At 65.4% G+C, this 13,062-nt stretch carries 13 protein-coding genes; 9 read left to right on the top strand and 4 right to left on the bottom strand.

The features are described from left to right. The first annotated feature begins 109 nt into the window (after positions 1-109). The 5 genes from BBF93_RS00790 (at position 110) to recR (ending at position 5,531) form a co-directional block, all read left to right on the top strand. Positions 110-1,402: a macro domain-containing protein gene (locus BBF93_RS00790; RefSeq protein WP_162786356.1), complete on the top strand. Its 1,293-nt coding sequence runs from the start codon at positions 110-112 to the stop codon at positions 1,400-1,402. Between the two features lie 156 nt (positions 1,403-1,558). Then, the gene (locus tag BBF93_RS00785; protein ID WP_035599141.1) at positions 1,559-2,593 is read left to right on the top strand and encodes a ribonucleotide-diphosphate reductase subunit beta; all 1,035 of its coding nucleotides are present in this window, start codon (positions 1,559-1,561) and stop codon (positions 2,591-2,593) included. Positions 2,594-2,795: 202 nt separating this feature from the next. Continuing rightward, positions 2,796-4,532 carry a DNA polymerase III subunit gamma/tau gene (locus tag BBF93_RS00780; RefSeq protein ID WP_114104720.1) on the top strand — a complete coding sequence of 579 codons (1,737 nt, stop codon included), beginning with the start codon at positions 2,796-2,798 and terminating at the stop codon, positions 4,530-4,532. Between the two features lie 15 nt (positions 4,533-4,547). After that, entirely contained in the window at positions 4,548-4,871 is a 324-nt protein-coding gene (locus BBF93_RS00775) for a YbaB/EbfC family nucleoid-associated protein (protein ID WP_035599135.1), read from the top strand. A gap of 54 nt (positions 4,872-4,925) precedes the next feature. Continuing rightward, the gene (gene recR, locus BBF93_RS00770) at positions 4,926-5,531 is read left to right on the top strand and encodes a recombination mediator RecR (RefSeq protein ID WP_114104719.1); all 606 of its coding nucleotides are present in this window, start codon (positions 4,926-4,928) and stop codon (positions 5,529-5,531) included. On the opposite strand, the gene BBF93_RS00765 is transcribed toward recR, so the two are convergent. Both BBF93_RS00765 and BBF93_RS00760 read right to left on the bottom strand, forming a co-directional pair. Continuing rightward, entirely contained in the window at positions 5,528-6,184 is a 657-nt protein-coding gene (locus tag BBF93_RS00765) for a hypothetical protein (RefSeq protein WP_162786355.1), read from the bottom strand. The two genes, recR and BBF93_RS00765, sit on opposite strands and share 4 nt — an antisense overlap. A 291-nt stretch (positions 6,185-6,475) precedes the next feature. Beyond that, a complete protein-coding gene (locus BBF93_RS00760) occupies positions 6,476-7,360 on the bottom strand; it encodes a hypothetical protein (RefSeq protein ID WP_114104717.1) in 885 nt (294 codons plus the stop codon). Positions 7,361-7,726: 366 nt separating this feature from the next. Between BBF93_RS00760 and BBF93_RS00755 the strand changes: the two genes are divergently transcribed. The 3 genes from BBF93_RS00755 to BBF93_RS00745 all read left to right on the top strand — a co-directional run bounded on the left by BBF93_RS00755 (position 7,727) and on the right by BBF93_RS00745 (position 10,380). After that, on the top strand, positions 7,727-8,068 hold the full coding sequence (locus tag BBF93_RS00755) for a UrcA family protein (protein ID WP_114104716.1): 342 nt from the start codon (positions 7,727-7,729) through the stop codon (positions 8,066-8,068). Positions 8,069-8,369: 301 nt separating this feature from the next. After that, positions 8,370-8,996 carry an energy transducer TonB gene (locus BBF93_RS00750; RefSeq protein ID WP_114104715.1) on the top strand — a complete coding sequence of 209 codons (627 nt, stop codon included), beginning with the start codon at positions 8,370-8,372 and terminating at the stop codon, positions 8,994-8,996. Positions 8,997-9,117: 121 nt separating this feature from the next. After that, on the top strand, positions 9,118-10,380 hold the full coding sequence (locus tag BBF93_RS00745) for a sel1 repeat family protein (RefSeq protein ID WP_162786354.1): 1,263 nt from the start codon (positions 9,118-9,120) through the stop codon (positions 10,378-10,380). 7 nt (positions 10,381-10,387) lie between these two features. On the opposite strand, the gene BBF93_RS00740 is transcribed toward BBF93_RS00745, so the two are convergent. Beyond that, on the bottom strand, positions 10,388-10,573 hold the full coding sequence (locus tag BBF93_RS00740; RefSeq protein WP_114104713.1) for a hypothetical protein: 186 nt from the start codon (positions 10,571-10,573) through the stop codon (positions 10,388-10,390). A 243-nt stretch (positions 10,574-10,816) separates the two neighbouring features. On the opposite strand from BBF93_RS00740, the gene BBF93_RS00735 reads away from it, so the two are divergent. Continuing rightward, on the top strand, positions 10,817-11,089 hold the full coding sequence (locus BBF93_RS00735) for a TonB family protein (RefSeq protein WP_162786353.1): 273 nt from the start codon (positions 10,817-10,819) through the stop codon (positions 11,087-11,089). A gap of 107 nt (positions 11,090-11,196) precedes the next feature. On the opposite strand, the gene typA is transcribed toward BBF93_RS00735, so the two are convergent. Beyond that, on the bottom strand, positions 11,197-13,029 hold the full coding sequence (typA, locus tag BBF93_RS00730; protein ID WP_114104711.1) for a translational GTPase TypA: 1,833 nt from the start codon (positions 13,027-13,029) through the stop codon (positions 11,197-11,199). Positions 13,030-13,062 lie beyond the last annotated feature (33 nt).

The raw sequence follows: 13,062 nt of genomic DNA, 5'->3' as shown, positions 1-13,062 counted from the left end.
TGCCGGGCCATAGTTTCGTTTTGGTTCGGGTGCCCCGGGCTGCCGGTCCGGGCGGGTGGGCTTTGCGCCTTGCGGCGGGGTGCCGGAATGGCTTCGAGAGGCAGGGCGTGTGAGCATGGCGTTCGAGGGAAAGTCGCAGGGCGAGGGCCGCCCCGCCGAGACCGAAGGCAAGACCCAGACCGGGCGGCGCTGCTTCGTCATCCTGCCCTATCCGGCCAGCGAGGAAGCCGCATCCGGACCGGATTTCGACGCGGTGTATGAAGAGCTTATCCGCCCCGTGATCGAGCATCTCAACCTCGACATCCTCCGCGCCGACCGGGTGAGCCGCTCCGGCCTCATCCATAAGGAGATGATCGAAAACCTGCTGGAAGCCGACGTTGTGATTGCCGATGTCACCCTCGGCTCGCCAGACGTGTTTTTCGAGCTCGGCATCCGCCAGACCGCGCGCCGGGCGGGCACCGTCATCCTGCGCCATGCGAAAAGCGCCGTGCCCCTTGCCATATCGGGCATGCGGGCGCTGGATTATGATCTGGACGCGCGCGGGGGCATCTCGCGCCAGCAGGTGATCGAGGATTGCCGCATCCTCTTGCGCACGCATGTGAGGAACAGCCTCGACAATCCGAGCACGGACAGCCTCGTCCACACGCTGATGCCGGGGATGGACGTCTCCCTGCCCGGCCGCATCATTCCTGAGCGGCGCTACATCTCCTACCGCGTTGGCCCACAGGGGCCAAAACCCTCGAAGCTGATCGAACTCGTCACCGGCGACATTGCCGACATTGACGACATGGATGTGTGGGTGAACCCCGAGAACACCCGGATGGAGTTTGGCCGGTTCCACGAAACCACCATCTCGGCCGCCATCCGCTATCTCGGCAGCCGGCGCGACCGGCATGGCTTTGTGCGCGACGACATGATCGCCCGCCTCCTGGCCCAGCGCGCCGGCGGCCACCAGCTGCGCACCGGGGTGGAGCCGGCCACCGCGCTGATCACGGAAGCAGGCATGCTCAGCCGGTCCAACAAGGTGCGCCTGCTGGTGCACACCGCCGCCTATCAGGGCGAGCCGGGGCGCGGCTACCGGCTGATCGGGGCCTATCGCAAATGCGTCAGCAACGCGCTGGCCGCCGTGGACGCGGAAAACCGCCGCTTTGGGGTCAGCCCGAAACGGGCGCTGAAATCGGTGCTCATCCCCCTCTTCGGCACGCGCAGCAGCGGGGAAAGCCCGCATGAACGCGCCCAGGGCCTGATCCAGACCGCCCAGCAATACCTCCTGAACTGGCCGGACTCCCGCATCGAGCGGGTGGCCTTCCTCTGCCATACCCAGGCCGACCTCGACCTCGCCCAGGCCGCGCTCTACCGGATGGGCCTGCGCGCGGTTGCCGTGCCGAGGGGCGCGCGCTAGGCAGGCAGGGAGGGGCTTTTTTGTGGGATTCGCTGGGGTGCGGCACATGCACATCTTGCGGTATTAACCCATTTTAAGCACTATATGTGGTGTGTTGAGTGTCCGAACCGGCCGGATTCGCCGGCCTTAACCGACCTGATGAATGGAGCCCGCCCCATGGCAAACGTAAGCAATGATCGCCCCGGCCTGCTGACGCCGAGCCTTGCCTACAAGCCCTTCCGCTATCCCTGGGCGTACGAGTTCTGGAAGAAGCAGCAACAGGTTCACTGGATGCCCGAGGAAGTGCCCCTCGGCGAGGACTGCAAGGACTGGGCGGTGAAGCTCTCGGACGCCGAGCGCAACCTGCTGACCCAGATCTTCCGCTTCTTCACCCAGTCGGATGTCGAAGTCGGCGCCAACTATATGGAACACTACATGCCGCTGTTTAAGCCGGTGGAAGTGTCCATGATGCTGTCGTCCTTCTCCAATATGGAGACGATCCACATTGCGGCCTATGCGCTGCTGCTGGAAACCATCGGCATGCCGGATTCGGAATTCTCCGCCTTCATGGAATACAAGGAGATGGCCGCCAAGCACGACTATCTCGGCCAGTTCGGCACGGAGACGAACGAAGACATCGCCCTGTCGATGGCCGTGTTCGGCGCGTTCACTGAAGGCCTGCAGCTCTTTGCCTCCTTCGCCATGCTGATGAACTTCCCGCGCTTCAACAAGATGAAGGGCATGGGCCAGATCGTTTCCTGGTCGGTGCGCGACGAGAGCCTGCACTGCGAGGGCATGATCAAGCTGTTCCACACCTTCTGCGCCGAAACCGGCGTGATGACGGACGAGCTGCGCGAGCGTATCCGCGAAAGCTGCCGCACGGTGGTGAGCCTGGAAGACAAGTTCATCGAGCTTGCCTTCGAGATGGGCCCGGTCGAAGGCATGACCGCCGACGATATCAAGAACTACATCCGCTATATCGCCGACTGGCGCCTTGGCCAGCTGAAGCTGGAGCCGATCTACGGCATCACCAAACACCCGATCCCCTGGCTGACCGAAATCCTCAACGGGGTCGAGCATGCCAACTTCTTCGAGCAGCGCGCGACGGAATATTCCAAAGGCGCCACGAAGGGCGACTGGCACGGCGATGACGGCGTCTGGGGCCGCTTCGACGCCCGCCGGAAAGCCGCAGAGAACGTGCCGGCGGAGTGATCTGCTTCCAAAGCCCCTTCTCCCTTGGGAGAAAGGGTTGGGGATGAGGGGGAAAGCCCTCACCCGATCATGCTTCCTCTATCTTGCTCCCCCTCACCCCTGCCCCTCTCCCGCAGGAGAGGGGTGAGTTGCTCTGCGGAGGAGAAGCAGCTGAACTCCCATTTGCGCCCCAGCCCCGGCCCCGCTAAGGTCCGGCCGATCCATGAGCGCTGACGATTCCTCCACAGGCGATGACGCCACGGGCGCCCTTTTCGGGGGCGAGGACACGCCTGCGCGCGGCAAGGCGTATGAGGTGCTGGCGCGGAAATATCGCCCCCGCCGCTTTGAGGATCTGATCGGCCAGGAAGCGATGGTGCGCACGCTCTCGAACGCCTTCGAGACGGGGCGGATTGCGCATGGCTTCATGCTGACGGGCGTGCGCGGGGTGGGCAAGACGACCACAGCGCGCCTCCTCGCCCGCGCCCTCAATTATGAGCCCAAGGCGGACACCAAGGGCAAGAAGGGCAAGGCTTCGGGCCCCTCCATCCATCTGGACCCGCCGGGCGAGCATTGCGACGCGATCATGGCGAGCCGGCACCCCGATGTGCTGGAGCTGGACGCAGCCTCGCGCACCGGCGTGGCGGATATGCGCGACCTCCTGGACTCCGCGCGCTATGGCCCGGTTTCGGCGCGCTACAAGGTCTATATCATCGACGAAGTTCACATGCTGTCGAATGCGAGCTTCAACGCGCTCCTGAAGACACTGGAAGAACCCCCGCCGCATCTGAAGTTCATCTTCGCGACGACCGAGATCCGCAAGGTGCCGGTGACGGTTCTCTCGCGCTGCCAGCGGTTTGATTTGAAGCGCCTCGATACCGGGGAACTGGCGGCCCATCTAGGCAATGTGGCCCGCAATGAGGGGGCGAATGTTTCCGAAGAGGCGCTGGCGCTGATTGCGCGGGCCGCCGAAGGCTCTGTGCGCGACGGGCTGTCGCTGCTGGATCAGGGCATTGTTCAGACCACGGATGGCGAGGAAGTTTCCGGCGCCGCCGTGCGCGCGATGCTGGGCCTGGGCGACCGGGCCCGCCTCTTGGACGCGGTGGAGAAGGCCGTATCCGGCGACGCCAAGGGGGCCCTTGCCGAAGTGCGCGAGCAGGTAGCAGGCGGGGCAGACCCGGCGGTGATCCTGAAAGACATCCTTGATATTGCGGCCGATATTTCCGTGGCCCAGGTAACGGGCGATGACTGGACACCGGCCGGACCGGCAGATTGGGCAAACCGCACAAAGGCGCTGGCCCAGCGCCTGACCCCGGCGCAGGCGGCGCGCAACTGGCAACTGCTCCTGTCGGGTTATGGCGACCTGCAGGTGGCGCCGGACCCGGCGACCGCGCTGAACATGGTGATCCTGCGGCTGGCGGCGGCCTCCACCCTGCCCTCGCCGGAAGAGGCCGCGCGGATGATTGCCGAGGGGGCCCGGCCGCCGGGAAAGGATAGCCCGCCCCTTAAGGCCCCGCCGCAGGTGCCCGGCGGGATACACAGCTTTGCCGACATGATCGCCATGATGGACGCGACCCGCGAGGTGGCACTGCAGGTGGACACCGAACGTTTCGTGCGGCCTTCACGGTTTGAGCCGGGGCGGCTGGCCTGCGCGCTGGCGCCGGGGGCGCCGGCGGGGCTGCTGGGGCGGCTGAAGATATTCCTGGAAAGCTATAGCGATCTCGACTGGACCGTCGAGGAAGCCGAGACCGATGCTGAGTCCATGCGCGAGCGGGAGCGGCGGGAAAAGACCGAGCGGATTGAGGCGGCGATGCAGCATCCGCTGGTGGCGGCGACCCTTTCGGCGATCCCCGGCGCGGTGATCCTGGATGTGGGCCAGATGCCGCCGCCGCTTGAAATCGAGCCATCGCAGGACGATGTGGCCAGTAACATTATTCCTCTCAAAACCCGCCGGCCGGCCTGACGGAGACAATATCCCATGAAAGACCTCGCCCAGATCATGCAGCAAGCCCAGGCCATGCAGGCCAAGATGGCCGAAGTGCAGCAGAAGATCGAAAACACCGAAGCCGACGGCGTGGCCGGAGCGGGCCTCGTGCGCGTGAAGCTGCGCGGCAAGGGAGAGATGGTGTCCGTCACCATCGACCGGAGCCTGATGGGGGACGATCCGGAGATCGTGGAAGACCTGATCAAGGCGGCCCATTCGGACGCCCGCAAACGCCTCGACCAGGCGATGGAAGAGGCGATGAAATCGGCCACCGCCGGCTTTGGCGGCCTGATGCCGGGGTTCAAGCTGCCGTTTTAGGCGCAGACGCCGCCAGGATGACATACCCTTCAGACTCAGGCAGAAGCCCTTTCCATGTCCCAACGTTCTGCCGGTCCTGAGCTTCTTCGATTGATTGATCTGATTGCCAAGCTGCCGGGCCTGGGGCCGAGGTCGGCGCGGCGTGTGGCGCTGCATCTCCTGAAACGCAATGACACGCTGCTGAAGCCGCTGGCCGAGGCGATGGCGCAAGCGGGCGCGAAGATCCAGAAATGCCATATCTGCGGCAATTATGACACCGTGCAGCCCTGCGCCGTGTGCCAGATGCCGGGGCGCGATGAAGGCGTGATCTGCGTGGTGGAGGATGTTCCAGACCTTTGGGCGCTGGAGCGCGGGGGCGCGTTCCGCGGGCGCTATCATGTTCTGGGAGGGGCGCTTTCCGCCATTGACGGGATCGGGCCGGAAGACCTTGGCATTGCCAGCCTTGTGGCGCGGATCGAGGCGGGGGGTATCCGCGAGGTGATCCTGGCCCTGAACGCAACAGTAGATGGTCAGACCACGGCGCATTATGTGGCCGACCTGCTGGCCGGGAAAGGCGTGGATGTGACGCGGCTCGCGCACGGGGTTCCCGTGGGCGGTGAGCTGGATCATCTGGATGACGGAACGCTGGCGGCGGCGCTGCGCGCGCGGCGCGGGCTTTAACCGGTATCCCGCCGCATCTGCAGCAGGGCGCCCTCAACCAGGCCCTGCACCTGCCCCAGCAATCGGAAATTCACGGCATTGTCACTGGCAGCGCGGGCAGCCTCAAAGCCCCGGCGCGACAGGATTGCTTCCGGGCCGGGCGCCAGAAGGCGGCGCATCCGCAGAATGTTCGCCTCCGGATCAAGGAAGACGGTTTCCAGCGCCCGGAGGCGGCGGACCAGCCGCGCCGTGGGCAGCAGCGTGTCTTCGGTGAGGGGCGGCGCGGCATCGCCGGGATTGGGGGTAGGCGGAGGAACTTTCTTACCGATGCGGCGGCGCGCATCTGGTTCCGTCAGGCAGAAAAGTGGGGCACTGATGCGGGCCGGCGCATCGGGTAGAGCCCTGCCGCTGGAAGCGGGCCGCGCCTTTGACGGCGAAACCTCTCTCGGTAATGCGCCGCGCGCGGCGGCAATCAGGAACAGGGCGCGGCGCGCCATGGCTTCGATGAAGGTAAGCTCTGCCGCGATGGCCTCATGCACGGGCCGGGGCAGAAAGACCGTGAAGCCGAACCGTCCAAGACCAAGACGCGGGACGAGCGCAACCGCCAGCATCTCTGCCGCAATCTGGGCAAAGCGAATGAGGCTGGTGGCCCAGGGAGCGAAGTCTGCACGCATGGGCATACTCTAAAGCCGGGCCCGGCGTGTTGGATAAGGCGGAGCGGCGGAGGGGGAAAGCCCTTTCCTTTCAGGGCGCAGGCGGGGAAACGGCCTGCGGATTGGGGCGCGCTTATCCCCCTTTCTGGCGGTGTCAGAACGCGGACATTTCCGGACACCTGCGGACAGGCCCGGACAGGCGGTGGACAAATCCGGACATTTTCGGACAAAACGGGGCAAGGCGCGGACGCGCCGGAAGGAACCCCGCCCCTTCCCGAGGAGAGAGACTTCAGAAGATCGTCTGCTGGCGGATCACTGATCCAGATCGGGGAATTTTTCCTGCAGGGTGACTATCATGCGGCTGAGGAAGCCGGCATTTTCTTCCGCGCCGCTGCCCCGGATGGCCGGGGCGGCGCGGCTGAAGGCGGCGGCATGGGCGAGCGCGGCGCGGGCATGTTTGCGGGCCTCCCCGGGGCGGAACTCGTTGGCATAGACGGCGCGGTTGAAATAGGAGGCGAGCGCCCAGTCGAAATAGGCAGCCCGCTCCGGGCAGGCCGCCTGCAGACGCAGGAGACGCCCGGAGATGCGGCCCACGGCGCCCGGATCGGCCGGCGCTCTGGACAGCGCGCGGGCCTCATATTCCGCGCCGCTGCCACGATCTTCCGTATAGGGACAGGCTTCTAGCGGGGCATCCTGCGCGAAGATCGGATGAACCCGTTCCATGCCCGGCGTGGTGGCCAGCACGGCAAGCTGCGGGATGATGACCGATTCCAGCGTCGTGAAGGCCGGGCCGTAGAGATAGAGCTTCACCTCTGCGCCATCGGTACCGGTGACGACGGTGCCCGTGCCGTTGGCATAGGCGTGGTCGGCGCGCAGGGCCGCGTCATAGGCTTTGCTGAAAAGGGTCAGCTGGGTGCCGGGATCTGGCACGGCGCTGGCGAGGGAGACGAACAGGAGGGAAGCGAGGCCCTGAATATCGCTGCTGCCGGGACAATGGGTGGCGGCGATTTCGGCCGTCTCATAGATTTTTTCCAGCGTGGGGGCCGCGCCTAGCTCGATTGCGGCCTGCATGTTGAACACGATCTGGGCAGCGTTTTCGGGGCAATCGGGGGCCGCAGGGGCGCCCTGCCCCGTCTCCGCCAGCATCGGGGCGGCGGGCAAACAGAAGAGGGCAGCCGCAAGGAGCGCGCGAATCATGGGGGCAATCTTCCTGTTGTTTCCGCCTGACTGTGGCGAGGCGGGCAAGGCCGCGCCAGCCCCTGTCTCGGGGGGCGGATTTCAACGCCTGTTCAAAGATTGGGCAGGTTTGCCTGCCCGCGGGGCAGTGAGGAGTGAACAACAGCGGTTTTGTTCAGAAGGGGGCCGATTGTCATTGCTTTGTCGCACCTGCGAGCTAATTGTTGCGATGCAGCATGAGCTGGGCCGCTCCGGTCAAGGCCATGGCGCGAGGCACCCCGTCCACCGGGACCCCGCCCCATACCGGAGCAGGATAAGCCCCCGGACGCGCTGCGGGAGGAGTTTTCCTGCCGGCAAGACCGGCGCTAACTCTGAAGGACTGATCCAATGCTGAAAGCTACCTCGATGATCCTGGCTGCTGCCATGGCTCTCACCCCCGTTGCCGCTGCAGGCTCGCTGAAGGAAGTGACCCTGTCGATGGACTATGATCCGGCCCTGCTGACCACCGAAGCTGGTGTCGAGACACTGGTTTCCGAGCTTGAAAGCAAAGCCCGCAAGCTGTGCTCGCAGCGCGTGCCGGCCCTCGGCTCGATCTATCTCGACGCTGATTGCTCCGCTTCGCTGGTGAAGGCCGCCGTGCAGCAGATCCATGCTGACCAGGCCAACAGCGTTGAACTGGCGCCTGGCTTCCAGCGCCTGGCCGCTGTGGACTACGCGCTCGCCAACTGAGCCCCCCCGATTTTCCGGAACAACGCCAGACCAATGTTTCCTCCCGGTCCGCGGCGTTGGAGGGGCCATCTGAGGCCAAGGGTGGCCCCTCACTCCGGCTTTGCCTTTCACTGTGCCTGAGCACAGGGCGCCCGGCTTTCACGCCGGGATTGCGCCTTTCTCCACTTTGCCCTTGACGCAGCGTCACTCTCCCCTAGCGTAAAGCTGGGCAGCAAGGGGCTGCCTCATCCGTGACCGGGCCATCAGAGCCCTGCCGGATACCGCCCGCAGAGACGGGCCGCAAAGCTGGAGGAGAGACGACATGATTTCCATGAATACAGGACCCTACCGCCTGACGCTGGCCACGCTGATGGCGGCGCCGCTGGTCTATGGCCTGTTCCTGGCGGCCAATGCGCTGATCACGGTGCGCGAGGTGAACCTGGTGGCGAGCCCGCAGCGCGTGCTGGAAAAGGTGACGCCGCAGATTCCCGAGCCGAGCAAACCCAACACGAAGCCCAAGCCCCTGCTCCTGGAGGTCGCGCCGAAACCCCCGCCGCCACCGCGCCCGGCGGTGGCCAGCGAGGGCCTGGTTCCCACCGGCCCGGTCTGGAGCGGGGATACGCCGGAGATCTTCGACATCGGCAAGATCACGTTCGGCGCCATCTCTGCCAGCCCGATTGACGGGCGCGATCTGGTGGCGGTGCGCCCGCCGATGCCGGTGATCCCGCCGGGCGCCATTTCGCGGGGAATTTCCGGCAGCTGTAACGTCTCCTTCGATGTGGACACGGCCGGGCGGCCGCAGAATATTTCGGCGCAGTGTACGGATAATGTGTTCCGGGCCGAGGCAGAACGGGCCGTGCGCCGGGCGGAATTCCTCCCCGCCATCCGCAACGGCCAGCCCGTGATCCAGAAGAATGCGGTCTACCCGATCGAATTCATCGTGGAGTAGCGGGCCCCGGGGCAGGCCTGCCCTGCCCCGGTTCTGCGGCTTTTCCCCCCACCGCCCCCGGTGTTGACCCCTTGAGCGACGCCGCCAATAGTGCGCCGGGGTCGACAAGCGGGGCCAATGCATGAGGTTTGGATCGAGACTGGCGGGCCTTCTGGCGATGCTTGGAACGCTGGCGCTGATGCCGGCGGCGGCCGCGCAGGAGGCGGGCGCAGAGGGTGGCGTGCTGGAGGCGGCCTGCGGCGCGGGCGAAGCGGAGGCGTGTCTGGCGCTCGGGCATCTGGAGGCCGACGGGGAACGGGCGCTGGCGCTTTACCGGGAGGCCTGCGCGCTGGAGAGCGGAACAGGATGCCTGGCGGGCGGCGCGCTGCTCTATGGCGGTCGCGGCGTGGCGGCAGATATTCCGGGGGCGGTGGATCTGTTCGAACAGGGCTGCGGCCTTGGCGAGGGCGAAGCCTGCCTGCGCCTGGGCGGGGAGCTGGAATTTCCAGACTTTGGCGAGGCCGACAGCGCCGGCGCGCTGGAAGCCTATGCGCGCGCCTGTGAGGCCGGCCGGCCGGAGGGATGCGAGAAAGCGGGGATCGAGATGCCGGCGGCGCCTGTGGAGACGGCTGGCGCGCCGATGGCCCCGGCAGAAGCCGACAAGGACGCCGCCGTGATCGTGACGGCCTATGCCCCGCCCGCAGAGGATGAGACGCCGGCAGAGCGCGGGCCGAGCTTTGCGGCTGAGGCGCTGCCGGACCTTGATTTCGGCGCAGCGATGGGGGAGCCGGAGATTCTGCCCGAGGATGAGGCAGCAGAGGCGACAGCGGAGAGGGCCGAAGACAGTCCGCCCTCGGAGGAAGATCTGGCGCTGGCCGAGGAGCGCCGGACGATGGCCGACGCCTGCGGGCGGGGGGATCTGGAAGCGTGCGAGATATTTGCCGCCTGGCTGCGCGATGGCACGGGCGGGGAGGCAGACGCGGTGCGCGCGCGGCGGATATTCTCCGTGATCTGTACCGAAGGCTCGGTCAAGGGGTGCTATGAGCTGGCCTGGATGATGTTTGACGCCGGACAGGAACCGGAGGCGAGCCCGCTGGAGCTTTCGCGCGCGCGGTTCCTGTTTTCCGAGACGTGCAAGGCCGGGGTGATCGAAGCCTGCCTGCAGGCGGGCGATCTGCGCCGGGAGGGCGTTGGCGGCACTATCGATATCGCCGGCGCCGGGCGGCTCTATGCCATTGCCTGCGAGGCTGGGCTGGAGCCCGCCTGCCCGCTGGCGGCGGAGGGAACGCCGCCAGCGGAGGAGACCGCCGCGCCGGAGGAAGCGGACGAAGCGGCGGCGGCCTCAGAGGACGATCTGCCCGCGGACGAAGACGCCCCGGCAGAGGACGAGACCATTTCTGACTGAATGCAGCTTATTCGCTGGTGGGCGTGTGGTCTTTCTGGCGGGTTTTGCCGACGCCCATGACCATGCCGAGGCCGAGAAGGGTGACCGCGCCAACGAGGATCCAGGTGAGCGCGATGCCCAGAAGGAACGCGCCATAGGCAAGGCCGCCGACGAACAGCAGGAAGCCGATCAGATAAATGGCAAAGGATGACATGACGAACTCCAGACTCCTTGTGATGAGGAGTTAAACGGCTGCCGGGCAGCAAGGTTCCTTTGTTCTTTTTCAGGGCTTGGCGCGCCGCGCTTGACGGCGGCGCCTATAGGGATACACTTTCCCGCGGAGGTGGCGCGCATAAACCGCTTGACGTTACTGATCGCCGCAGGCCTGGCGGTAGCGGGCTGCGCCACGCAGGAGGCCCCTGCCCCTGAGCTGGCTGCGGTCTGCCCTGTGCCGGCAATGCCCCTGGTTTTTCCGCACCCATACTATCCCGAACCCGAAGCCCAGAATGGCTATGAGGATCGCTGCACGGTGCGCTTTGATGTCGGCGCGGCGGGCACGCCTGAAAATGTGACAGCGCGCTGCACCTACAAGGCCTTTGCCGACTCTGCCGAAGCGGCGATGCAGGACGCCCGGTTTGATCCGGCGCTTTCAAAGGCCCTGCCCCAGGGCGCCCAATGCGCGGGCTTCAACTTCGAATACAGCCTGGAGCCTCTGCCCGAGGCCTCCTGACGGGCAGAAGGACGGCATGAAAAAAGCCCTCCCCGGCCAGGGAGGGCTTTTTTGGGAGAGAGGGTCCCGGATAAGCGCTTTTGCGCTTTCCGGGATGACACCGGGGCCTAAGCGTCGGCGCTCTGTTTGGAGCGGCGCTTGCGTTCGTTGGGGTCGAGGTAGATTTTCCGCAGGCGGATGTTTTTCGGGGTAACTTCGACGAGTTCATCGTCTGCGATGTAAGCCAGCGATTTTTCCAGCGTCATCATCAGCGGCGGGGTGAGGCGGACGGCTTCGTCCGAGCCCGAGGCGCGCATGTTGGTGAGCTTCTTGCCCTTGAGGACGTTCACTTCCAGATCATTGTCGCGGTTGTGTTCGCCGACGATCATGCCGCCATACACCTTGTCGCCCGGATGGATCATCATCGGGCCACGGTCTTCCAGGTTCCAGAGGGCGAAGGCGACGGCTTCGCCCTGCTCCATGGCGATCAGCACACCGGTATGGCGGCCCTGGATCTTGCCCTTGTGGGGGGCGTATTCCTGGAAGATGCGGTTCATGATGGCGGTGCCGCGCGTATCCGACAGAAGCTCGCCCTGATAGCCGATCAGGCCGCGCGTCGGCGCATGGAAGACCAGGCGCGTGCGGCCAACGCCCGAGGGGCGCATGTCGAGCATTTCGGCTTTGCGCTCGTTCATCTTCTGGACGACGATGCCGGAATGTTCGTCATCCACATCGATGATGACTTCCTCGATCGGCTCGAGCTTCTCGCCGCCGGGGCCTTCCTGCATGACGACCTGCGGACGGGCAACGCCCAGCTCAAAGCCTTCGCGGCGCATGGTTTCGATCAGGACGGAGAGCTGCAGTTCGCCCCGGCCGGAGACGGTGAAGGCTTCGGCATCGGTGGCGCGCTCAACCTTCAGGGCGACGTTGCCTTCGGCTTCTTTCAGGAGGCGGTCCCAGATCATCCGGCTCGTGACTTTCGTGCCTTCCGTACCGGCGAGCGGCGAATCGTTGACGCGGAACGTCATCGAGATGGTCGGCGGGTCAATCGGCTGGGCGGCGAGCGGCTCGGTGACCGAGGGGTCGCAGAAGGTATCGGCGACGTTGGCCTTGGTCATGCCGGCGAGGGAGACGATGTCGCCTGCGGAGGCTTCTTCGACCGGCACGCGCTCAAGGCCACGGAAGGCGAGGACTTTGGAGACGCGGCCCTGCTCGACGAGCTGGCCATCGCGCGAGAGTACCTTGATCGACTGGTTCGGCTTCACCGTGCCCGAGGCGATGCGCCCGGTCAGGATACGGCCGAGGAAGGGGTCTGCCGAAATCGTGGTGGCGAGGAAGCGGAACGGGCCTTCGGAAACTTTCGGGACCGGCACATGGTCGACGACGAGTTGGAAGAGCTCGTCCATGTTGGCGCGGGTCTCTTCATACTGTTTCGACATCCAGCCCATCTTGCCGGAGCCGTAAAGCACCGGGAAATCGAGTTGGTCGTCGGTGGCGTCGAGATTGGCGAAGAGATCGAACACTTCGTTGAGCACCTCATCGACGCGGCGCTCGGCCTTGTCGATCTTGTTGATGGCAACGATGGGGCGCAGGCCGAGCTTCAGGGCCTTGGACACCACGAACTTGGTCTGCGGCATGGGGCCTTCTGCCGAGTCGACGAGCACGATCACGCCGTCCACCATGTCGAGAATACGCTCCACTTCCCCGCCGAAGTCGGCGTGGCCGGGGGTGTCGACGATGTTGATGCGGTAGCCGTTCCATTCGACCGAGGTGGTCTTGGCGAGGATGGTGATGCCCCGCTCTTTTTCCAGATCGTTGGAGTCCATCATCCGCTCGGCCGTCTTTTCGTTGGCGCGGAAGGTTCCGGACTGTTTCAGGAGTTCGTCAACGAGCGTGGTCTTGCCATGGTCAACGTGGGCGATGATGGCAATGTTGCGCATCTTTTCGAGCGGCGTGGTCATAAGAATAGGCTTTCCGGCGGGCGGCGTTTGGGA

Origin of the sequence: Hyphomonas sp. CACIAM 19H1 (genome assembly GCF_003325995.1) — a bacterium.
GTDB classification, from domain to species: domain Bacteria; phylum Pseudomonadota; class Alphaproteobacteria; order Caulobacterales; family Hyphomonadaceae; genus Hyphomonas; species Hyphomonas polymorpha.
This window is presented reverse-complemented; position numbering and strand designations above follow the sequence as displayed.

Excerpts from the sequence above, each read along its gene's own strand:
- BBF93_RS00765 (WP_162786355.1), bottom strand. The coding sequence starts at position 6,184 with ATGCGTGCAGACTTCGCTCCCTGGGCCACCAGCCTCATTCGCTTTGCC.
- BBF93_RS00780 (WP_114104720.1), top strand. The coding sequence starts at position 2,796 with ATGAGCGCTGACGATTCCTCCACAGGCGATGACGCCACGGGCGCCCTT.
- BBF93_RS00760 (WP_114104717.1), bottom strand. The coding sequence starts at position 7,360 with ATGATTCGCGCGCTCCTTGCGGCTGCCCTCTTCTGTTTGCCCGCCGCC.
- BBF93_RS00735 (WP_162786353.1), top strand. The coding sequence starts at position 10,817 with ATGCCCCTGGTTTTTCCGCACCCATACTATCCCGAACCCGAAGCCCAG.
- BBF93_RS00755 (WP_114104716.1), top strand. The coding sequence starts at position 7,727 with ATGCTGAAAGCTACCTCGATGATCCTGGCTGCTGCCATGGCTCTCACC.
- BBF93_RS00745 (WP_162786354.1), top strand. The coding sequence starts at position 9,118 with ATGAGGTTTGGATCGAGACTGGCGGGCCTTCTGGCGATGCTTGGAACG.
- BBF93_RS00740 (WP_114104713.1), bottom strand. The coding sequence starts at position 10,573 with ATGTCATCCTTTGCCATTTATCTGATCGGCTTCCTGCTGTTCGTCGGC.
- BBF93_RS00775 (WP_035599135.1), top strand. The coding sequence starts at position 4,548 with ATGAAAGACCTCGCCCAGATCATGCAGCAAGCCCAGGCCATGCAGGCC.
- recR (WP_114104719.1), top strand. The coding sequence starts at position 4,926 with ATGTCCCAACGTTCTGCCGGTCCTGAGCTTCTTCGATTGATTGATCTG.
- BBF93_RS00785 (WP_035599141.1), top strand. The coding sequence starts at position 1,559 with ATGGCAAACGTAAGCAATGATCGCCCCGGCCTGCTGACGCCGAGCCTT.
- BBF93_RS00750 (WP_114104715.1), top strand. The coding sequence starts at position 8,370 with ATGATTTCCATGAATACAGGACCCTACCGCCTGACGCTGGCCACGCTG.
- typA (WP_114104711.1), bottom strand. The coding sequence starts at position 13,029 with ATGACCACGCCGCTCGAAAAGATGCGCAACATTGCCATCATCGCCCAC.